General features: G+C 58.9%; 17 protein-coding genes. 11 read left to right on the plus strand and 6 right to left on the minus strand.

All coding sequences use genetic code 11. The annotated features are described in order from the left end of the window. Window positions 1-160 precede the first annotated feature (160 nt). On the minus strand, window positions 161-1,087 hold the full coding sequence (gene epsC, locus NL116_RS31030) for a serine O-acetyltransferase EpsC (protein ID WP_494375363.1): 927 nt from the start codon (window positions 1,085-1,087) through the stop codon (window positions 161-163). A gap of 190 nt (window positions 1,088-1,277) precedes the next feature. Here epsC and NL116_RS31035 point away from each other — a divergent pair, with 190 nt between their 5' ends. The 11 genes from NL116_RS31035 to NL116_RS31085 all read left to right on the plus strand — a co-directional run bounded on the left by NL116_RS31035 (window position 1,278) and on the right by NL116_RS31085 (window position 12,754). Then, window positions 1,278-2,270, plus strand: coding sequence for a D-cysteine desulfhydrase (locus NL116_RS31035; protein ID WP_494375364.1), 993 nt, complete (start codon window positions 1,278-1,280; stop codon window positions 2,268-2,270). A gap of 200 nt (window positions 2,271-2,470) precedes the next feature. Further along, the gene (tcyJ, locus tag NL116_RS31040; protein ID WP_494375365.1) at window positions 2,471-3,271 is read left to right on the plus strand and encodes a cystine ABC transporter substrate-binding protein; all 801 of its coding nucleotides are present in this window, start codon (window positions 2,471-2,473) and stop codon (window positions 3,269-3,271) included. Continuing rightward, window positions 3,271-3,936: a cystine ABC transporter permease gene (tcyL, locus tag NL116_RS31045; protein ID WP_494375366.1), complete on the plus strand. Its 666-nt coding sequence runs from the start codon at window positions 3,271-3,273 to the stop codon at window positions 3,934-3,936. Before tcyJ ends, tcyL begins: the two co-directional genes overlap by 1 nt. A 4-nt stretch (window positions 3,937-3,940) precedes the next feature. Next, window positions 3,941-4,693, plus strand: a complete 753-nt coding sequence (gene tcyN / locus NL116_RS31050) for an L-cystine ABC transporter ATP-binding protein TcyN (protein WP_494375367.1) — start codon at window positions 3,941-3,943, stop codon at window positions 4,691-4,693. Between the two features lie 489 nt (window positions 4,694-5,182). Continuing rightward, on the plus strand, window positions 5,183-5,947 hold the full coding sequence (locus tag NL116_RS31055; RefSeq protein WP_494375368.1) for a hypothetical protein: 765 nt from the start codon (window positions 5,183-5,185) through the stop codon (window positions 5,945-5,947). Window positions 5,948-6,215: 268 nt separating this feature from the next. Next, a complete protein-coding gene (locus NL116_RS31060; protein ID WP_494375369.1) occupies window positions 6,216-7,457 on the plus strand; it encodes an SfnB family sulfur acquisition oxidoreductase in 1,242 nt (413 codons plus the stop codon). Between the two features lie 38 nt (window positions 7,458-7,495). After that, window positions 7,496-8,689 (plus strand): SfnB family sulfur acquisition oxidoreductase, encoded by a 1,194-nt coding sequence (locus NL116_RS31065; RefSeq protein WP_494375370.1) that lies wholly within the window; start codon window positions 7,496-7,498, stop codon window positions 8,687-8,689. Then, window positions 8,689-10,047, plus strand: coding sequence for an LLM class flavin-dependent oxidoreductase (locus NL116_RS31070; protein ID WP_494375371.1), 1,359 nt, complete (start codon window positions 8,689-8,691; stop codon window positions 10,045-10,047). The genes NL116_RS31065 and NL116_RS31070 overlap by 1 nt, the downstream gene beginning before the upstream one ends. Window positions 10,048-10,186: 139 nt before the next feature. Beyond that, window positions 10,187-10,996: a MetQ/NlpA family ABC transporter substrate-binding protein gene (locus tag NL116_RS31075; protein ID WP_494375372.1), complete on the plus strand. Its 810-nt coding sequence runs from the start codon at window positions 10,187-10,189 to the stop codon at window positions 10,994-10,996. A 2-nt stretch (window positions 10,997-10,998) separates the two neighbouring features. Continuing rightward, window positions 10,999-12,120, plus strand: coding sequence for a methionine ABC transporter ATP-binding protein (locus tag NL116_RS31080; RefSeq protein ID WP_494375373.1), 1,122 nt, complete (start codon window positions 10,999-11,001; stop codon window positions 12,118-12,120). After that, window positions 12,110-12,754, plus strand: coding sequence for a methionine ABC transporter permease (locus tag NL116_RS31085; RefSeq protein WP_007945290.1), 645 nt, complete (start codon window positions 12,110-12,112; stop codon window positions 12,752-12,754). Before NL116_RS31080 ends, NL116_RS31085 begins: the two co-directional genes overlap by 11 nt. Window positions 12,755-12,954: 200 nt before the next feature. Here NL116_RS31085 and NL116_RS31090 read toward each other — a convergent pair whose 3' ends face one another. From NL116_RS31090 to NL116_RS31110, 5 genes are all read right to left on the minus strand, one after another. Next, on the minus strand, window positions 12,955-13,668 hold the full coding sequence (locus tag NL116_RS31090; RefSeq protein WP_494375374.1) for a transposase: 714 nt from the start codon (window positions 13,666-13,668) through the stop codon (window positions 12,955-12,957). Window positions 13,669-13,919: 251 nt separating this feature from the next. Then, the gene (locus tag NL116_RS31095; protein WP_494375375.1) at window positions 13,920-14,858 is read right to left on the minus strand and encodes a hypothetical protein; all 939 of its coding nucleotides are present in this window, start codon (window positions 14,856-14,858) and stop codon (window positions 13,920-13,922) included. After that, on the minus strand, window positions 14,855-17,752 hold the full coding sequence (locus NL116_RS31100; RefSeq protein WP_494375376.1) for a toxin VasX: 2,898 nt from the start codon (window positions 17,750-17,752) through the stop codon (window positions 14,855-14,857). The genes NL116_RS31095 and NL116_RS31100 overlap by 4 nt, the downstream gene beginning before the upstream one ends. Continuing rightward, on the minus strand, window positions 17,749-18,582 hold the full coding sequence (locus NL116_RS31105) for a DUF4123 domain-containing protein (protein WP_494375377.1): 834 nt from the start codon (window positions 18,580-18,582) through the stop codon (window positions 17,749-17,751). The genes NL116_RS31100 and NL116_RS31105 overlap by 4 nt, the downstream gene beginning before the upstream one ends. Further along, entirely contained in the window at window positions 18,579-20,648 is a 2,070-nt protein-coding gene (locus tag NL116_RS31110; protein WP_494375378.1) for a type VI secretion system Vgr family protein, read from the minus strand. Before NL116_RS31110 ends, NL116_RS31105 begins: the two co-directional genes overlap by 4 nt. Window positions 20,649-21,229: the final 581 nt, after the last annotated feature.

The following is a 21,229-nucleotide window of genomic DNA, read 5'->3' on the forward strand; positions in this document are numbered from 1 at the left end:
CAGCGAACCGCCGGTTTAACTTGAATGAACGTTCAAGTTAAACATGAATAGGGGGCTAAGGACTAATCCCTGAGCTCGGCGGTGCTGTTGTGGCGAGGGGGCGGTGCGGCGTCCCGACAAGCCCCTTCGCCACAGAATCCAGGCTGCTTTTAAGAAAGGCCTACTTCTGCGTCCCGTCATCATGCTGCAAATTCGCCTGCGTCAGGTTGCACCCCGCCGGCACGCTGCGGGTCAGCCAGACGTTACCGCCAATGGTCGAACCCTTGCCAATCGTGATCCGCCCCAGAATCGTCGCACCGGCATAGATCACCACATCATCCTCAACAATCGGATGGCGCGGATGGCCCTTCTGCAACTGACCGTCCTCATCGGACGGAAAGCGCTTGGCGCCCAGCGTGACCGCCTGATAAATCCGCACGCGCTCGCCGATGATCGCGGTCTCGCCGATCACCACGCCCGTCCCGTGATCGATGAAGAAACTGCGGCCAATCTGCGCGCCAGGGTGAATGTCGATACCGGTGGCCGAATGGGCGATCTCCGAGCTGATCCGCGCCAGCAACGGCAACCCGGCGCGGTACAAATGGTGCGCCAGGCGATGGTGAATCACCGCCAGAATCCCCGGATAGCAGAGCAACACTTCGTCAACACTGCGCGCCGCCGGATCGCCGTGATAGGCCGCCAGCACATCGCTGTCCAGCAAACTGCGCAGCCCCGGCAGGGCAAGCGCGAAGTCCTGAATGATCTGAATGGTGTTGGCCTCGATGTCGGCCTCCGCCTGTTGGCTGTGGCGAGCGGCATAATGCAATTCGAGTCGCGCCTGAGCCAGCAGCGCATTCAGCGCCACATCCAGGGTGTGGCCGACGTAGAAGTCCTCACTCTCTTCGCGCAAATCCACCGGCCCCAGACGCATCGGGAACAACGCCCCACAGAGCGCTTCAAGGATCTCCGCCATGGCCGCTCGCGACGGCAATTCGCGTCCGCCCTGCTCGGTGCTGGCCCGGCCATTTTGTGCGCGCCACTGCGCACGCGCCGTGCGCAGTTGGCTGACGATAGTCTGCAGTTGCCAATGACTGGAACGCTCGCTCACGGTAAAAACTCCTCATGGGCAGCCGGACTGTCTGGCCGCGCTGACGGCGTTCACTTTACGGCAAGGTCTTGAGGCCGAATTAAGAACCAATTGTGCAGAGCTCAGAATCTTTGGCTATAAGCGATTGACGGTTGCCCAGCCAAATGGGCGTGCCTATAGTCCTTTCATCTTTCTCCGCCAGTACGGACCCATGATCAAACAACAGCTCGCTCGCTTTAACCGTCTCGATTTACTCGGCCACCCCACTGCCCTGGAAAAACTTGAACGCTTGTCGACCTGGTTGGGCCGCGATGTGTACGTCAAACGCGATGACCTGACGCCACTGGCCATGGGTGGCAACAAACTGCGCAAGCTCGAATACCTGGCCGCCGATGCACTGGCACAAGGTGCCGACACACTCATCACCGCGGGTGCGCTGCAATCCAACCACGTGCGCCAGACCGCTGCCATTGCCGCCAAACTGGGCCTGGGTTGCGTCGCGCTGCTGGAAAATCCCTTGGGCACCGACGACACCAACTATCTCGGCAATGGCAATCGCCTGTTGCTGGACCTGTTCGATGCCAAGATCGAGCGGGTGGAAAACCTCGACAACGCCGACGAGCAATTGCAGGCCTTGGCCGAACGCCTTCGCAACAGCGGCAAGAAGCCGTACCTGGTGCCGATTGGTGGTTCGAATGCGCTGGGCGCGTTGGGTTATGTGCGCGCCGGGCTGGAGTTGGCCGAGCAGATCAAGGACAGCGGTTTGAAATTCGCCGCCGTGGTGCTGGCCTCGGGCAGCGCCGGCACCCACAGCGGCCTGGCGTTGGCGCTGAGTGAAGCGTTGCCGGATTTGCCAGTTGTGGGCGTCACGGTTTCCCGTAGTGATGAAGACCAGCGACCGAAAGTCCAGGGGCTCGCCGAACGCACGGCCGAACTGCTCGGCGTCCAGTTGCCAGCGAATTTCAAAATTGAATTGTGGGACGAATATTTCGGGCCGCGCTATGGCGAGCCAAATGCAGGAACACTGTCCGCAGTGAAGCTGCTGGCAAGTCAGGAAGGATTACTGCTGGACCCGGTGTATACCGGCAAGGCCATGGCCGGGCTACTGGACGGGATCGGACGCGGGCGCTTCGATGAGGGGCCGATTATTTTCTTGCACACTGGCGGGGCACCGGCGTTGTTCGCCTACAAAGACTTTTTGTGATCGATTACATATGCACTAAAGGAATAATCAGATCAATATTTATTATTTTCCAATCTATAGACATCATCATATAGTCGCGCCGCAGGCGAATTTGCAGCGAGACGCATATGCTGCTTTAGGGCAGGATATCGCAGTCGTCCAAATCCCGGATTTGCCAACATTCCTAAAGCGTCTTCCATAAGAAAACACAGGGGCTTGTCATGAATTTTTCCGCACTACGTCGAAACCTGCTGGTGGGTTCGCTGGGCCTGGCGCTGAGCGCCGGTTTGCTCGGCCAGGCCGTTGCCGGTGAGCAGCTGCAAAAAATCAAGGACGCTGGCGTGATCAACGTCGGCCTGGAAGGCACTTATCCACCGTTCAGTTTCGTTGACCAGGACGGCAAACTGTCCGGCTTCGAAGTCGAGTTCTCCGAAGCCCTGGCCAAAGAGCTGGGTGTGAAGGCAAAACTGCAACCGACCAAATGGGACGGGATCCTCGCGGCGCTGGAATCCAAGCGTCTGGACGTGGTGATCAACCAGGTGACCATCTCCGAAGAGCGCAAGAAGAAGTATGACTTCTCCACGCCGTATACCGTTTCCGGGATTCAGGCGCTGGTACTGAAGGATAAGCAAGCCGCGCTTAACATCAAGACAGCCGCTGACTTGTCCGGCAAGAAAGTCGGCGTAGGCCTGGGTACCAACTACGAACAGTGGGTAAAAGCCAATGTGCCAGGTGCCGACGTGCGCACCTACGACGATGATCCGACCAAGTTCGCCGACCTGAACAATGGCCGTACCGATGTCATCCTGATCGACCGTCTGGCTGCGCTTGAATACGCCAAGAAAGCTCCGAAAACCGTGGCCGCCGGCGAAGCGTTCTCCCGTCAGGAAGCCGGTATTGCCCTGCGCAAGGGCGAGCCTGAGCTGCTGGCTGCAATCGACAAGGCCATCGACAAGCTGCGTGCCGACGGTACGCTGAAAAAGCTTTCGGAAAAATACTTCAGCGCTGACGTCACCCAATAATGGAAGAAGCTTTCCAACTCGCACTGGATTCCGCGCCCTTTCTGCTCAAGGGCGCGTACTACACAGTGATCCTCAGCCTGGGCGGAATGTTCTTCGGCCTGGTGATGGGTTTCGGTCTGGCCCTGATGCGCCTGTCGCGCTTCAAGCTGGTGAGCTGGATCGCCCGCATCTACGTGTCGTTCTTTCGCGGCACGCCGTTGCTGGTGCAACTGTTCGTGATCTATTACGGCTTGCCGCAACTGGGGATCGAACTGGATCCGCTGCCGGCGGCCCTGATTGGCTTCTCGCTGAACATGGCCGCCTACGCCTGCGAAATCCTCCGTGCCGCGATCAGCTCCATCGAACGGGGCCAGTGGGAAGCTGCCGCGAGTATTGGCATGACCCGTGCGCAGACCCTGCGCCGGGCCATCCTGCCGCAAGCGATGCGCACGGCCTTGCCGCCGCTGGGCAACAGCTTCATTTCGCTGGTCAAGGACACGGCACTGGCCGCCACCATTCAGGTGCCGGAGCTATTCCGTCAGGCACAACTGATTACCGCCCGGACTTTCGAAGTCTTCACCATGTATCTTGCCGCCGCGCTGATCTACTGGATTCTGGCCACGGTGCTCTCGCACCTGCAGAACACATTGGAAGCACGGGTCAATCGGCACGACCAGGAGTCCTGACCCCATGATTGTCGTGGAAAAACTGACAAAGCAGTTCAAGGGTCAAGTCGTGCTCAACGGCATCGATCTTGAAGTAAAGGAAGGCGAGGTCGTGGCGATCATCGGGCCGAGCGGCTCGGGCAAGACCACGTTCCTGCGGTGCCTGAATTTTCTGGAAGAACCCACCAGCGGCCGGGTCAAGGTCGGCGACATCGAAATCGATGGCAGCCGCCCGCTGAATCAGCAGCAAGGTCTGGTACGACGCCTGCGCCAACATGTTGGCTTCGTGTTTCAGAACTTCAACCTGTTCCCGCACCGCACCGCACTGGAAAACGTCATCGAAGGCCCGATCATCGTCAAGAAGATCCCGCACGCCGAAGCCGTTGTCCTGGGTAAAAAGCTCTTGGCCAGGGTTGGCCTGGCGGGCAAGGAGGATGCTTACCCGCGGCGCCTTTCCGGTGGTCAGCAACAGCGCGTGGCGATTGCCCGTGCGCTGGCGATGGAGCCGGAAGTGATCCTGTTCGATGAGCCGACCTCGGCGCTCGATCCGGAACTGGTCGGTGAAGTGTTGGCGACTATCCGCAGCCTCGCCGAAGAGAAGCGCACCATGGTCATCGTCACTCACGAAATGCAATTTGCCCGGGACGTGGCCAATCGCGTGGTGTTTTTCGATAAGGGTGTGATCGTTGAACAAGGTGAAGCAAAAGCGTTGTTTGCCAATCCGAAAGAAGAACGGACAAAACAGTTCCTCAGCAAGTTTTTGAACAACACCCACTAAAGTATCGCCTCTCCACTTGTCAACTTCCATGGATGGAAGTAACAACTGCCTGACCAACGCCCCCTTCCACCCATTTTTATCGCCCCTGGTTTAAACAACTTAGCCACTGCGTTGTGCGGTACATATATATGTCCTGCAACAGGTCTTTCTCGCCCAATATTTGTTAAACCCAGCGCTTATTAACGAACAAGCCCAAGCCATCAGCAGCGTGAATGCGCCGTTGAACCCATGGTCATGTTCGACAGCGCACCGTAGCTTATTAACTTCAGCACGTAGGATTATTCTGAATAACAGTCGATCCAACACTTAACCAGCCAACTCTATTGACACCTATTCAAGCGCACTCTTATCTAGTCACCAACAGGCGCCCAACTCTTGCACTTAAGCATCATTTGATCTTCAAGAAATGAGCCAGTTTATTGCCAGGCAACGCGCGTCTTTGAACGTTAAGAAACGGAACTTCGCTGCAAGGCTTCAAGGAGAAAAACCATGACAAGCACTTCGAACACCCCCGAACTTGCGGCCCCGACCCTGGCGCAATCGCACAAGGCCGGGGTCAACATAATCGCGGCGACTCACCTCATGATTGACGTGGCGCCCTACCCCGGCATGGACGCTGGCGACCTGATCGAACTGTTCTGGGACAACTGCTACGTCGCATCCCGTGTGCTGTGCGCCGACGACGTCGGTGAAGTCATTGGCCTGCGGGTGCCGGAAAGCTTCATTGCCAACGGCTGCGCACGCATTCATTACAAGGTCATGCAAGTAGGGCAAGGGCCTGCGTTGTCGCCGGCGACGCGGGTGCAGATCAAGCTGGATTGCCCCGGTGGCCCGCCACCAGCCCAGTGTGGCGACGAAAACCAGAGCCTGGCGCCGGTGGGCCTCCCCGAAACCATTCGCCGCCAAGGGGTCAATCCGAACCAGATCAAGCGCGGCGTACCGCTGACCATCGAGCCTTATCTGAACATGGCCGTCGACGATGAAATCACCCTGCGCTGGGGCGATGTGCGCATGGACCTGCCCCGGCTCAAGGCAGACGAAGTGGACCAGCCGATTCAGGTCTGGGTGCCGCCGGCAATCATTCTCGAAGCCGGCGAAGACCTGCGACTGGAAGTGACCTATTGCATCCTCGACCGTGTGGGCAACAACTCGCGTTGGGCGCCACCGCGCTGGCTGAAGATTGGCTGCGCCAACCCCTATCTGAAGGCACGGCCGAGAGAAATGTTGATGGCGGCCGAGCCACGTAAAAAATGACACCCATTACCGGGCTTATGAATTTTTTGTGGGGAGGCGTCTTGAGCTATTCCAGGGAGGCGTGACCCCTTCTATGTATATTCCTAAAAGTTAGTTTATTAATTATTTATACGCGCTTAGGGTATATACACCGGACCACCGGACATTCTTGATTTTATTCGTCGCCACCCCGCGACGATCCCATGAGATGTGAGGTAGGTATGGTCCGGAACACAATCACCCCAGTGCAGATCGCCAGGGCATTGCGTGCAGCCAAGGAGCGGCACTGATGTCCAGTCTGGCAGATGCAATCGTTCAGAGTGATCTGGACATCGCCCCCTTGTTGTTGCCCGCGCAAGTCTTGCGCAACGACGCACAAGCCCTCAAAGCCGCCCATGAACTGGCACAAGTCGCTCGTCTGCACGCGGCCAAACGTGACCGGCAGCGCAAGTTGCCATGGTCGGAAATCGAACAGTTCACCCGCAGCGGCTTAGGCAGCATTGCCATCCCGCGTGAGTACGGTGGCCCACAGGTTTCTTTCGTCACCGTTGCCGAGGTGTTCGCGATCATTTCCGCGGCAGACCCGGCATTGGGGCAGATCCCGCAAAACCAGTTCGGCATTCTCAATCTGGTACTGGGCAGCGCCACTGAAGCGCAGAAAAAGCAGCTGTTCAAAAGCGTGCTCGACGGTTGGCGCATCGGTAACGCCGGGCCTGAACGCGGCACTAAAAACACCCTGGAACTCAAGGCACGGATCACCGCCGACGGTGACGGTTTTGTCCTCAATGGCCAGAAGTTTTACTCCACGGGCGCACTGTTCGCCCATTGGGTCGCGGTCAAAGCATTGAACGATGACGGCAAGCAAGTGCTGGCCTTCGTCCGTCGCGGCACACCGGGGCTGCGCATCGTTGATGACTGGTCGGGCTTCGGTCAACGCACCACCGCCAGCGGCACCATTTTGCTCAACAACGTGCGGGTCGACGCCGAGTTGGTGGTGGACAACTGGAAGATCAACGAGACGCCAAATCTCCAGGGCGCCGTGTCGCAGCTGATTCAGGCCGCCATCGACGCGGGGATCGCACGGGGCGCCATCGACGACGCCATCGAGTTCGTAAAAACCCGCGCGCGTCCATGGATCGACGCCAACGTTGAACGGGCCAGTGACGACCTCTACGTGATTGCCGATATCGGCAAACTGAAAATCGAATTGCACGCCGCCGAAGCGCTGCTGCGCAAGGCCGGTCAGGTACTGGATCAGGTCAACGCCGCCCCCGTCACAGCCGAGTCGGCGGCCCGCGCTTCGATTGCCGTGGCCGAAGCCAAAGTACTGACCACGGAGATCTCGCTGCTGGCCAGCGAAAAGCTCTTCGAACTGGCCGGCAGCCGCGCCACCCTTGCCGAATTCAATCTCGACCGCCATTGGCGCAACGCCCGCGTGCACACGCTGCACGACCCGGTGCGCTGGAAGTATTACGCCGTCGGCACCTATCACCTCAATGGCACGCTGCCGGCGCGGCATTCCTGGATCTGATGACCCGTACCCTTTTGACCAGATCTCTGGAGAAACACATGACTTATTCCCACCATGTCGCGGTCATCACCAGCGATGAGCAAGCCCTTATCGTCGCCAGTGATCTGGCCGACGACTTCAAACGCGACAGCGCACTGCGTGACCGCGAACGCCGTTTGCCCTACCCGGAACTCGAAGTGTTTTCCCGCTCGGGCCTTTGGGGTATCAGCGTGCCCAAAGAGTACGGCGGGGCCGGTGTGTCCAACGTGACGCTGGCCAAAGTGATCGCGTTGATTGCCCAGGCGGACGGCTCGCTCGGGCAAATCCCGCAGAACCATTTCTATGCCCTCGAAGTTCTGCGCGTGAACGGCAGCGAAGGACAGAAAAAGCGCCTGTACGCCGAAGTATTGGCCGGCCAGCGCTTCGGCAATGCGCTCGCCGAACTCGGCACCAAAACCGCCCACGACCGCGTAACCAGCCTCAAGCGCGACGGTGACGGCTATCGCATCAGCGGTCGCAAGTTCTACGCGACTGGCGCGATTTACGCGCAACGCATCCCGACCTCGGTGGTGAATGAATACGGCGTGCAGCAACTGGTGTTCGTGCCGCGCGACAGCAAAGGCCTGACCGTCATCGACGACTGGAGCGGCTTTGGTCAGCGCACCACCGGCAGCGGTTCGGTGGTGTTCGAAGACGTGTATGTGGCGGCCGAAGACGTGATTCCGTTCCAAAGCGCGTTCGAACGCCCGACCACTGTCGGCCCGCTGGCGCAGATTCTCCACGCCGCCATCGACACCGGCATCGCCCGCGCGGCGTATGAAGATGCGCTGCATTTTGTGCGCACAAAAACTCGCCCATGGATCGACGCCACCCATGGAAAAGCCACCGAAGATCCGCTGACGATCAAGAGTTTCGGGCACCTGAGCATTCGCCTGCACGCCGCAGAAGCCCTGCTGGAACGCTCCGGCGAATTCCTCGACAAGGCCCAGGCCGACACCAACGCCGAGACCGTCGCTGCCGCCTCGATTGCCGTCGCCGAAGCCCGGGCCATCAGCACCGAGATTTCCCTCGCCGCCGGCAGCACGCTGTTCGAACTGGCCGGTAGCCAGGCGACCCTGATCGAACACGGGCTGGACCGGCACTGGCGCAACGCGCGCGTGCACACGTTGCACGACCCGGTGCGCTGGAAGTATCACGCGGTGGGCAACTACTACCTGAACGCTGAAAACCCTCCGTTACGAGGGACCATCTGATGGCCGACGCCAAAAAGAAAATCCTGCTCAACGCGTTCAACATGAATTGCATCGGGCACATCAACCATGGCCTGTGGACTCATCCACGGGACAACTCCACGCAGTACAAGACCCTCGAATACTGGACCGAACTGGCGCAATTGCTGGAGCGCGGACTGTTCGACGGATTGTTCATCGCCGACATCGTCGGTGTGTACGACGTCTATCAGAATTCGGTGGACGTGCCGCTGAAAGAATCGATCCAGCTGCCGGTCAACGACCCGTTGCTGCTGGTGTCGGCCATGGCCGCCGTGACCAAAAACCTCGGCTTCGGCCTGACCGCCAACCTCACTTACGAACCGCCCTACCTGTTCGCCCGGCGCATGTCGACGCTCGATCACCTGAGCCGTGGCCGGGTCGGCTGGAACATCGTCACCGGTTACCTCGACAGCGCCGCCAAGGCCATGGGCCTGAGCGAACAGGTCGAGCACGACCGTCGTTACGACCAGGCCGATGAATACCTGGAAGTGCTCTACAAACTCTGGGAGGGCAGTTGGGAAAACGGCGCGGTGCTCAACGACCGCGAGCAACGGATCTACGCGCAGCCGGAGAAAGTGCACAAGGTCGAGCACAAGGGCGAGTTCTATCAGGTCGAGGGTTATCACCTGTGCGAGCCGTCACCGCAACGCACACCGGTGTTGTTCCAGGCCGGCAGTTCGGATCGCGGTTTGCTGTTCGCCGGGCGTCATGCCGAGTGCGTGTTCATCAGCGGCCAGAACAAACCGACGACCAAAATCCAGGTGGACAAGGTTCGCGCCAGCGCCGTCGAAGCAGGGCGTAATCCCGAGGACATCAAGGTGTTCATGGGCCTGAACGTGATTGTTGGCGCCACTGAAGAGCTGGCCTGGGCCAAGCACGCCGAGTACTTGAGCTACGCGAGTGCCGAGGCCGGCGTCGCGCATTTTTCGGCGTCGACCGGGATCGATTTTTCCGAATACGACATCGACGAACCGATCCAGTACGTGAAGAGCAATGCGATTCAGTCGGCGACCAAAAACCTGCAAAACAACGACTGGACCCGGCGCAAATTGCTCGAACAACACGCCCTCGGTGGTCGCTACATCACGGTGGTCGGTTCGCCCGGGCAAGTGGCGGATGAACTGGAATCGTGGATCGCCGAAACCGGCCTCGACGGCTTCAACCTCACGCGGATTGTCACCCCGGAAAGCTATGTGGATTTCATTGAGCTGGTGATTCCGGAGTTGCAACGGCGTGGGTCGTACAAGACCGCTTATGACCAGGGCAGCTTGCGCGAGAAGCTGTTCCAGGGCGAGGCGCATTTGCCTGAGCAACACACCGGCTCTACCTACCGCCATTGAACCCTGTGGGAGCGGGCTTGCCCGCGATAGCGGAGTGTCAGCAGCCACTGCTTCAACTGACCCACCGCTATCGCAGGCAAGCCAGCTCCGACAGTTGATCTGTGCTGTTCCCAAAAAAACTTATGACTGGACATTCCACATGAAAAAAACATTTCTGACCCACCCAGTCAAAGCACTGGCCCTGGCCCTCGGCCTGTTCAGTTCGGCGGTATTCGCCGCCGACGCTCCGTTGAAGATCGGCACCACCGCCGCCTTCGCCATCCCCCTCGAAGCCGCCGTCGAAGAAGCCTCCAAACAAGGCCTGAAAGTCGAACTGGTGGAGTTCAGCGACTGGATCGCCCCCAACGTCAGCCTCGCCGCCGGCGACATCGACGTGAACTATTTTCAGCACATTCCGTTCCTGGAAAACGCCAAGTCTGCTTCCGGTTTTGACCTGGTGCCGTTCGCGCCGGGGATCATCAACAACGTCGGCCTCTACTCGAAGAAATACAAAAGCTTCGACGAACTCCCACAAGGCGCCAGCGTGGCCATCGCCAACGACCCGATCAACAGCGGGCGCGGGCTGCAACTGCTGGCCAAGGCCGGCCTGATCACGCTGAAACCGGGCGTCGGCTACAAGGCCACCGAAGAAGACATCATCGCCAACCCGAAGCAGATCAAAATCCTCCAGGTCGAAGCCGTGCAACTGGTACGCGCCTACGACGATGCTGATCTGGTCCAGGGCTATCCTGCTTACATTCGTTTGTCGAAGACCTTCGATGCCGGCTCTGCATTGCTGTTCGACGGCCTCGACCACAAGGAATACGTGATCCAGTTCGTGATCCAGCCGAAGAGCAAAACCGACCCGCGCCTGATCAAATTCGTCGACATCTACCAGCATTCGCCGGCCGTTCGTGCAGCTCTGGACAAGGCCCATGGCAAGCTCTACCAAGCCGGTTGGGAAAGCTGAGAATGACGGCCGCCACCCAACTGCGACTGGAGATTCCAGAGCTCAAAAACGCCCGGCACACCGAACTGCACCCCGAGTTCAATCGGGCGCATGTGCGCTTCATCGGCCTGGGCAAAACCTACAACGGCCAGCAGGGTCCGGTGGCGGCTTTGCACGGCATCGACTTGGCGATCCAGCACGGTGAAGTGTTCGGCATCATCGGTCGCAGCGGTGCCGGAAAATCGTCGCTGATCCGCACCATCAACCGCCTTGAGCAACCGAGCACCGGCCGCGTGCTGATCGATCAGGTGGATATCGGCGAGTTCGATGAAGACCGCTTGGTGGCGCTGCGCCGACGGATCGGCATGATCTTCCAGCACTTCAACCTGATGTCGGCCAAAACGGTGTGGCAGAACGTCGAACTGCCGCTGAAAGTCGCCGGTGTGCCCAAGGACAAACGCGAGCAGAAGGTTCGCGAGTTGCTGGAACTGGTGGGCCTGCAAGGCAAGCACACGGCCTATCCGGCGCAGCTGTCCGGCGGGCAGAAACAGCGTGTGGGCATCGCCCGTGCGTTGGTGCATGACCCGGCGATTTTACTCTGCGACGAAGCCACGTCGGCGCTGGACCCGGAGACCACTCAATCGATCCTCGGCCTGCTGCGCGAGATCAACCAGCGCCTGGGGTTGACCATCGTCCTGATCACCCACGAGATGGCGGTGATCCGCGATATTTGCGACCGCGTCGTGGTGCTGGAACACGGCAAAATTGTCGAGCAAGGGCCGGTGTGGGAAGTCTTCGGCAACCCGCAGCATGAGGTCAGCAAGACCTTGCTCGCACCGTTGCAACATGCCCTGCCGGAAGAACTGCAAAGCCGATTGCGCCCACTGCCGCACTCCTCGGACGCGGCGGTGGTGCTGCGCTTGCAGTTCACCGGCAGCGCCACCGACGAACCGGACCTGGCCGCCTTGTTCAGCGCCCTCGGTGGTCGCGTGCGCTTGCTGCAAGGTGGTGTGGAGCGGATTCAGGGACATGCGTTGGGGCAGTTGTTATTGGCAGTCACCGGCTCACCGTTCGATGCCGAGGATCTATGCCAGCGCGCCAGCCAATGGGCGCAACAAGTGGAGGTGTTGGGTTATGTGGTTTGATCGCTTGCTGCAAGGCTTCATCGACACCTTCCTGATGGTCGGCGTGTCGTCATTGATCGCGCTGTTGGCGGGCATTCCACTGGCGGTGTTTCTCGTCACCAGTTCCAAGGGCGGCATCTACGAAGCACCGACGCTGAACCGCGCCTTGGGCGCGTTCGTGAACCTGTTCCGCTCGATTCCATTCTTGATTTTGATGGTGGCGCTGATTCCATTTACCCGCCTCATCGTCGGCACCACGTACGGCGTCTGGGCAGCGGTCGTGCCGCTGACCATCGCCGCAACGCCGTTCTTTGCACGAATTGCCGAAGTCAGCCTGCGCGAGGTGGATTTCGGCTTGATCGAAGCCGCGCAGGCGATGGGCTGCCGGCGTTGGCACATCGTCTGGCATGTGCTGCTGCCGGAAGCGCTGCCGGGAATTGTCGGGGGATTCACCATCACTCTGGTGACAATGATCAACTCGTCGGCCATGGCCGGGGCGATTGGGGCCGGTGGGTTGGGTGACATCGCGTATCGGTATGGGTATCAACGCTTTGACAGCCAGATCATGTTGACGGTGATTGTGTTGCTGGTGGTGTTGGTGGCGGTGATTCAACTGGGCGGGGATCGGTTGGCACGGGGATTGAACAAACGCTGATTGGGGTGGAATTACCGAGCCTTTGTGGCGAAGGATGGCGCGCCGCGTCCTCGGCGGCGTACCTGTCGTAAGTCGGGCGGTACAGTGTGTTGGTGGGAATGGGGCGTCAGGGTTTAGGACTGCCTCGCAGTCCGCGGGAGCAAGCTCTCTCGCCACAATTGGAGCAGCGATAAATCAAAAGATCGCAGCCTGCGCAGCGCCTATTTTTGCGAAACAAACCTGCCCTTTCGCGTTCCTTGCGGATAGACGGAGCGTGTCGCTTTGTCCAGATACCCTCCCCGGCGCACAAAGCTGACCGCTTCGTTATTACGACGACTGCGCATCCAAGTGATCCATTGCAACAGTTCAGAGTGCCCCAGTTGATCGATAAGAAATAGAAACTGCTCACGCCAGCGTGCACTGCCGCCCATGCCCAGCCCTGAGCGCCGTTTCAGGTCCGGGATACTTTGGCCATCCATCACCCCTTTGACGAAATCGACCCAGAGTTCAGGTCGAATCATCCCGACCAGCGGTGTCCCGGACAGAATGGAGAAGCAGGTCACGCAGGGATCGCACTTGAACTTCGGACGAACACCTTTAATTCGATAGGTCCGTATTCCTCCACACCTTGGGCATGTCGCGTGCAGTGCATTCAACGTCGACTCGATCCAGGTGATGACCGCTTGCTGTTGCGCTGCAATGTGTTCGGGCGGTTGCAGATTTTCCCGTGAATGGCGTGTTGTCCACCACTGATGCAAATCAGGGCACTCCTCAGCCATCACCTCCCGAACCGCCTTCCCCCAGCTGAAGTAAACCTTATGGTTCACGCCCAAACGCGGCGCTATCTGGACGCTGGACCAACCGGCCAACAGGTACACGGCAAACGTTGACCACAGGTCCATCCGGCGCAGGAGTGCAAAGGGAGAATCGCTCAAACTGTTGCAACTCTTGCGACAGGAACCGCAGTAGTAACGCGGGAGCCGTTGTCGGACGCGATTGTTATAGAGGGTCACGTTGGTATTGCCACACCTGGGGCAGTACTTCACTCGCCGATGCGGCAATTCATGCAGATAGCGGATCAAACGATCGGCGTCGGGACGCAGGTTTGCCGGGAGGCACGCGTCGTAGTCCGGTAGTTCGCCGTGTCCGGAGATGGGCAGTGAGGGAAGTTGGGGCATTACAGTTTCTAAAGCTGTTCCATAAGCAACGCTTGTTCCGCCTGCGCGGCCAGTTCAGCGTCGCGTTTGACTATGGCTGATTCAAGTTCCGGCGAGCGTTTGGCCCACTGCTCGCGGGGCAATGGTTTTGACCATTCGATGATGTCGGGATCGGGAAAGTCTGGTGGCGGGTACAGCTTCTTTCTTTGCAGATAGGTAGCGAGAGGCGCATTGAAAATAAATACGCCAAATACGCCTTCCCACAGCAGGGTCAAAAACCAGCCACGCTCTTTGGCCTTATCTTTCATGTAATCGATGTAGTAACGCAGGTTCGCGCCTGAGTTAACGGCTGCGGCCTCCGGTGCAGCTTCAGGCCCAATCTCCATGTAACTGCGCATACACTCCCATAACGCCATGGCCGTGGTGCCGCCTCCACAGTTGAAGCCCAGCGAAAAATGCTTGTTGTCTTCCTTGGCTAACGGGTCGGGGTTTTCGAAACCGATGACCAGTAAACCCATCGTGGCTTTACCGGCCTGACTGACTGACGACTGCTGGGTGGCGGCGGCAGTCACGGTTTCCCACGGGACGATCCAGTACTCGCCGTCGTCGCGGGCTACGCAGACCTCCCTGCGTTGGCGGTTGAAGCGCACAGGTAAAGGGACTTCGCGGAAGAGGCCTTGGATCAAGATCATTGAAGGGATACCAATGATGATTAATGCCCCGATCCAGATCATTCCAGGCTCAGGTGTGATGTAAGCCATAAGCACAAACACCATCAGCGTCGGCCACATGACCATCACCGCAGAGCCGATGCTGTAGTTACCAACATCAAGAAATACCTCGTTCTTGCGCCAGATAGTATTGAGCACATCAGAGGGCTTTCTACCCGTAGGAATGGGCAATGGCGCCAAGTAGTCATTGCGCGAAAACGTCCGTTTTGTCGTGGTGCCTGCCGCGGGTGTGCTCATCGTTTGTCCTTGGGTTGCAGGTAAGTCGCGCCGGGGTGGTCCTCGCCAAGCAGGTAGTTCGGCACACGATCCAAATGGGGCGTCGGGTCGGCCCGCAGCTCTATCACGCCCCTTGAGTGATTCAGGATAAAGGCAAGCCCTCGCTCGCCGCCGATAAAGGTTCGGGCGCCGAGTATTGCGGTCAATGGTGTGCGATAACGTAATCGTAGGGAAACGGTGCTGGGTGGTGTCCTCAATACATTTGGCAGTGTGTTAAACGGGCCACTCAGGCGTAAGCCCTGACCTTCCTTGAACGGTATCCACTGACAGACGCTGCTGGACAACCAGTGAGGTGTCATGTCTCGCCAAGGACGCGGTGGCTGGAAATTATCAGTGAGGCTATTTTTGATCAGATCACGGTAGCCCTGGCTATCCTCCGGGTCACCGACGATGCTCAATTCCAGGTAGACACTGCGGGGCTCAGCACCTGGCAAGTCGATGGTCAGGGCCTTGATGGCACTGACGAAAGCGAGCCCGGAAGGGCCATTATCAGTGGTCGGCTCCGATCTGCTTTGCATGCTGACCCGAGGCGCGTACAGGATGAAGTACAGCCGGTCGAGTTCATCCTGTTGGGCTTTAGGCGCAACGGGCACCAGATCAAACGCCCGCGCCTTTGACCAGCAGCAGAAGCTCAGGAAGTTTTGCAGCGGGGTTTGCTGGAAGATCCCGTTGATCAGGTGCAACAGACCCAGCATGAGAATGAGCAAGTTCACCGGCCCCATGTACAGCGTGTAACGCAAGATGGCCGCTTCGGCTGTTATTGAACCTGCCAAGGCGCGGGCGGTGTAGCCGAACCCTAACAGTGCTTGTGCGCCGAAGGCCGTTACTTGTCCAGCGACCACGATCTGGCGCATCTCCAGCCATGGATCGACTCGATTTTGGGCGTTTTCCAATTGTTTTTGCAGGGATTGGAATTCGTTTATTGCTGCGCCAGTGGAAAGTGCGCCAATCACCCCGCCAAACAGCGTCAGCGTCGGAGCCGCTGAGCCAAAGAAGTGAAATCTATCCTTCCCAAACCCCTTCCGCACCTGATTATCAACCACAGCCACCAAAGCCGCCGCCGCATACAACGTCGCCGATACCGTGTCATTAACCCGCCGGCTGTCCATCCCCTCCAACACCCCGGCCTCTCTCAAATAGTTATGCGTGTTCAGCACGTTCAACAACAACGCCGCCAACGGCACCACCCCACCGCTATTGGCCACAACAGGCGAATTAACAATCCGCTCAACCCGCCCCGCACCAATGGCCTTCCCGGTCGCCTTCGTCCAGTCGCCCAATGCTTCGGCCTGTTGCCCCAACAACTTCCACACCTGCCGGCCGGCCTCGGTCACGAACTGCAAACGCGTATCGCTGCCCAGCCGCGCGGCAATGAGGACGCCCATCCATGAGCGGCTGAAGGCGCCTTCAGCCTTGAGCAACAACAGCGAAGCCGCCATACGGTTGACCAACACACTCCATTGGCTGCTCGCGTCACGGGCCATCGCCGCGATGTCGTCCAGTACCAACGTGCTCAACGGCGCCAATACCTGATGGGTGGCGCTGATGTTGTCGGAGGCCAGCGCCGCCATCAACTCGCCCAGTCGAGAGGTGTTGTTAACGGCCGCATCGATCGAGGGCGTCCAGGCATTGAACAGTTGTTTCAGAGCGCCGCCGTCAGCGGCACGCACGTAGTCGGCGTATTGCTCGGCGCCCTGGACACGCAGGCATTGGGCGGTCAGGCAGCCGGTGGCCAGTTCGGCCAGCCAATGCCGCGTTTCCAGGTCGAGGTAATCGACAAACCAAGTGCCGCTGAGCGAGCGGTTGAGGTACACGCCCCGGTCGGCAAACAACGCGGTGTGACGCTGCTCGATCTGTTGGTAGTGCGCCACTGCGGCCTGCGCGAACCAGGTGTTCATCGCCTCGAGGTCGATGTATTCGCCGACCTTGGCACTGAAGAGGTGGTTGTTGAGGTTGGCGTATTTTTCGGCGCGGTACTCGCGAACGACGAATTCCACTTCGTTGTACAAGTCCGCTGGAATAAAGGCCCGTACCGGAGCGACGATGGCTACGATTCGCGCATCGCGGGCGGCGGCTTCGGCCTGAGTCGGCTGACCACCGTATTGACGGGCGCGGGCTTCAGCCTTGAGTTCCTCATCCAGCCGATGCTGGGTGTCCAGCATGACTTGGCCCTGTTCGGGCGTGAGGGTAATGTCGCGTTCCTTGTAGCGGTAGCTGATGGACCCGGCCAGTTCGGCGCCATCTTCAGAGATCAGGCTGCGAACAAACCCGCCGATGCTCAGGCGCAGGTTGTTATCCCCTAGCCACTTTTCGTGACTCGCCTCGACCCATTCCTGTTCGTGGTTGATATCGCGCAGCACGCCAAGATCGTCATCGAGGCAGGCAAAAACGGAAAACAGGTCCTTGGCTTGGGCCTTGGCACTGTCCAGCCAATCCTGAGTGCCCTGGCCGTCCCACGGTTCGGCGCTCCACTCGCCCGGCGGTTGATCATCGGCCTCGGGGTGTTGGGCGAGGACTTTTTCACGTTCGCGGGCGCGCTGCATGGCGTCGGTGTAGGCCTTAACGTTGACCGGCGTCGGGTCTTTCATCAGCGTTGCGCCCAGCGCCTCGGTATCGTTGGCGCCCCTTAGCTGGTCCACTTTCATGGACCGGGCGAAGATGTCGGGAATGAGTTCGGCCATGACCTCAACGGCCTTTTCTTCAGCCAAGGCATAGCGCACGGGGACCACGAACAGTTCAGATTGGCTGGCCGGGCACGTTGCCATCGGGCTGTTGATGTCGACATGAGGCTGAGCCTTGGCGGCGCGTTCGGCCTGAGCGGCTCGGTCGATCATCGCCAGTTTTTCTGGGCTCATACGCCGGACTCCTTGCCGGTGAACTGCTGACGCGTCAGTTCGGCATTGAGGTTATCCAGCCGTTGCTCGGGCGATACACCGGGCTCCGCCAACATGCTTCGGTAAGCGGCGTGAGCAGGTGCATCGGGAAAGTCAGTGCCCAGCACGGCGTGGAAACGAGCCCAGAGCAAGACTTCATCGATGGCGCTGTAACCGTGACGATCGGCAGTGTGCTGGCAGTGAGACGCCCACCGTTGCAGCGCAAAGGCGTCCAGTCCTTGCAGGTATTCGGAAAAGTACTGTTGGCAATGCTCGATCAACCGTTGGGCGAAGCGCTGTCGTTGGGCGGTGCCCAAGTGCTCCAGTTGCTCTGCAGACAGGAACAACCAAGGCTCATGCGCATATGGTGCAGTGGGTTGATCCACGTTTTCTTGATGGATATCCAGCTCCGGGAGCCGAATCAGTCGCACCGGCCCCATCAAGCGATCACGCTCGCCAGCGGCCAACGGCGTTAGCCACAAAGCCGCAACACGAGGGTCGTGGTAACGGAACAAGACCGTGACATCCCCTTCGACACGAACGTGAATCAGGCTGCGTAAATGCTCAAGCACAACAGCTTCATCCGCCTCTGACTCCAACCAGATACCACACGTCGCGCTCCACTCCTGAAAAAAGGTCTGGGCCAGCGGGCTATCAGGGGAAACAGGCACCAGTACCGGCCCGGCTTCCCCTAATGGGCTGTAGACGGTTGCCTGATAGAGCGATTGAAACGTCGTGCTTCCCAGCTCAAACAGACGCTCAGGCAAATGTTCAATCTGGGCGCGATCCAACAGCAGGTAAGACTGACTCATGCTGTCATCTCCGCCAGTTTTTGACACACGGCACAGATCGGCGCGGCCTGTTGCGCGGCCTGCGTCAATGCCAGTTTTTGCGCGGCCAGGGATGGCGCAATCAGCGCCTGCGCAGCCACTGGAACCAATGAAAGTGCGGGTTGAACGGGCACACCGGCCAGCGGAGCCCCACCCTCGACAATGCCCACGCTGCTAAAAATCCCGGCGGCGTTGATCACGATGTGGTGGCCGCCACACTCAAGCGTCAAGCTCGAATCGGCCTTGATCACCACATGGGCAGCAGTGACATGCGCGTGAGGCCCTGCCTGAATCACCAGCGTGCCTTCTGCCGTCGTGCTGCTGTTGCCGCTGATGGTGATCAATTCATTGCCGCCGATCACCGTGTTGCGCGCACCTTCGGTGGTGTGCAACTCGTCACCCTTGATCAGACTGGCGCTGTGGTGGTCGACCTGTTCGAAGCGGTCATTGCTGATCAGGCTGTGGCTGTCCCGAGTGATCTGTTCGCGGCGGTCGTTACCAACTTTGGTATCGCTGTCGTTGAGGATCAGTTGCTCGATGTCGCGCTGCGCCCGCAGGAAGATTTTTTCCTGCCCGGCGCGGTCTTCGAGCGACAGTTCGTTGTACCCACCGGTGAACGGGGTGCTTTGGCTGCGCAAGACGGTTTTGGTTTTATGTTCGGGCAAGGGGTATGGCACCGCATTGACCTTGTTCGGCGCGCACCCGGTAATGAACGGATGATCGGGATTGCCATCCAGAAAGGTGACGACGACTTCCATGCCGATGCGCGGAATCGTCACCGCGCCAAAGTTTTCTCCCGCCCAACTGGGGGAAACCCGCAGCCAGCAGCTGCTGTTTTCACTGTTGAGTTCGGCCCTGTCCCACGGCAGTTCGACCTTCACACGACCATATTCGTCGCAATAGATCTCCTCGCCGGCAGGGCCGGTAACGCGGGCGGTCTGGCTGACCAGCATGGTTTTGCGTGGGCGCATTGGCGGCCGGTAAAACACGTCCCAGGGAATGGCGCGGAAACTGTTGCGGTAGCCTTGGGTAAAGCCATCTTCGGTTTTGACGTCGCTGGTGATGGCCTCTTCCAGTGACTGTGGTTGTTTCCCAGCGTGCGTCACGCTGAGCAACAGCCACAACTCGTTGCAGGTTTTGCGCGGGTGTTCGGTCAGGTCGAACAAATGACCGCAGCGCAACGTGGGTTGATCGCTGTTGCCCTCGGCCAGCTGGTAATCGCTGCGGTGTCGCTCCAAGGCTTGGCGGGCGAGTTGTTTGCCACGTTTTTCGTTCTCGATGAGCACTGGGTAACGATAGTCTTCGAGCTCAGGGCTGAACTCGGCAGTGAAGCGGCTTTCCAGCAACGAGCTCGGCCGTTTCAGGTCATAGTCCCGACGCGTGACTGTGCTGGTGCGGGTCCTGAAACGCATGGAAAACTGGCTGACGACCGGGTGCTCCGCCACCATGCCGGAGTCCTGTTGATAAGCGGTTTCGCCCAGTTTGGGAAACCAGGTCTGGTCGTCGGTGAACACCAGCAGATGACCGTCTGGCGAATGCTGGTGATGCCAGGCGATGCCGTCCTCAGCGCACAGGCGCCGGACGAACTCGTAATCACTTTCCCCATACTGCGTGCAGTACTCGCGCTCGGGGCTGGTGCTGACATGGAAGGTAAAAGCATCGGCCTGAATGCCGTGCCCCTTGAACACCTGAGCGATGATCTGCGGCACCGTCAGGTTCTGAAAAATCCGCTGATTGTGGCTGAACTGCAAGTAGTGCAGCACCGGCACTAACGTCAGGTGATACCGAGTCAAGCGCTTGCCGGCCTCACCGATGAATACGTCTTCGATACGGCCGTGAAGGCCTTCGCCGTTAAGACCGAACTGGAGAAAGGCGGGTTGGCTGAGCAGGCTCTCCAGATCAAAATCCGGGTGTTCGCTGACCAGTTCAACGCGGATCGCGTACAAGGCGCTGATGGCCTCTACACCGTCAAAGGCGAGGACTTTGAAATCGTTACGAACCGCGGGGATTTGCAGCGCGAAGCGCGCCGTATTGGCCGAACCGAACATACGCTTATCCTTAAGCAAAGAGGAAATGAAGCGCGATGTCCAAACCGTCCATGGTCTGTGCACGCGAAATGGGCGGGCACGTTAACAACGGGGGGAACGGATTAATGTAAGAAAAGTCTTCGAATACAGCCAGACCTTTCCTCTTTGCAAACGGGTGCATCAATGAACGAGATGGGCATTCAAAAGTGATACCGAGGTCAGTTCTCCCCCTCGCTAAAAAAGCACCGCAACTACAGGTAATTACTCACTCCAGAAGGGAAGTTTTCGCACAGAAAAATCAGAGGTTCCGAAGGTCCGTTCCCTTTCCTTTGCAGGACATTTCCTAGATCATTCCGCTCGCTTGCGCCTGCCCAATTCGGTGGCTAGTCTCGGTCCGTCACTGCTCATCAGTGATCGGGTTTAGTCGCCCGGACCGGGCGCATAGCGCTACCAATATTCAGGTGTTTTTTATTACCTGAAATCTATGGTGGCTGTGCGCAGGGCACCTTCGGGTGCGCCGGTTCCCGGTGTCCGGTCGACTAACCTGCGTGCAGCCGCCACCCCCTATTCGTTTAGTCGCGAAATCGGTTGGCTCCAACTAC

This window comes from Pseudomonas sp. FBCC-B1667, from assembly GCF_059133255.1.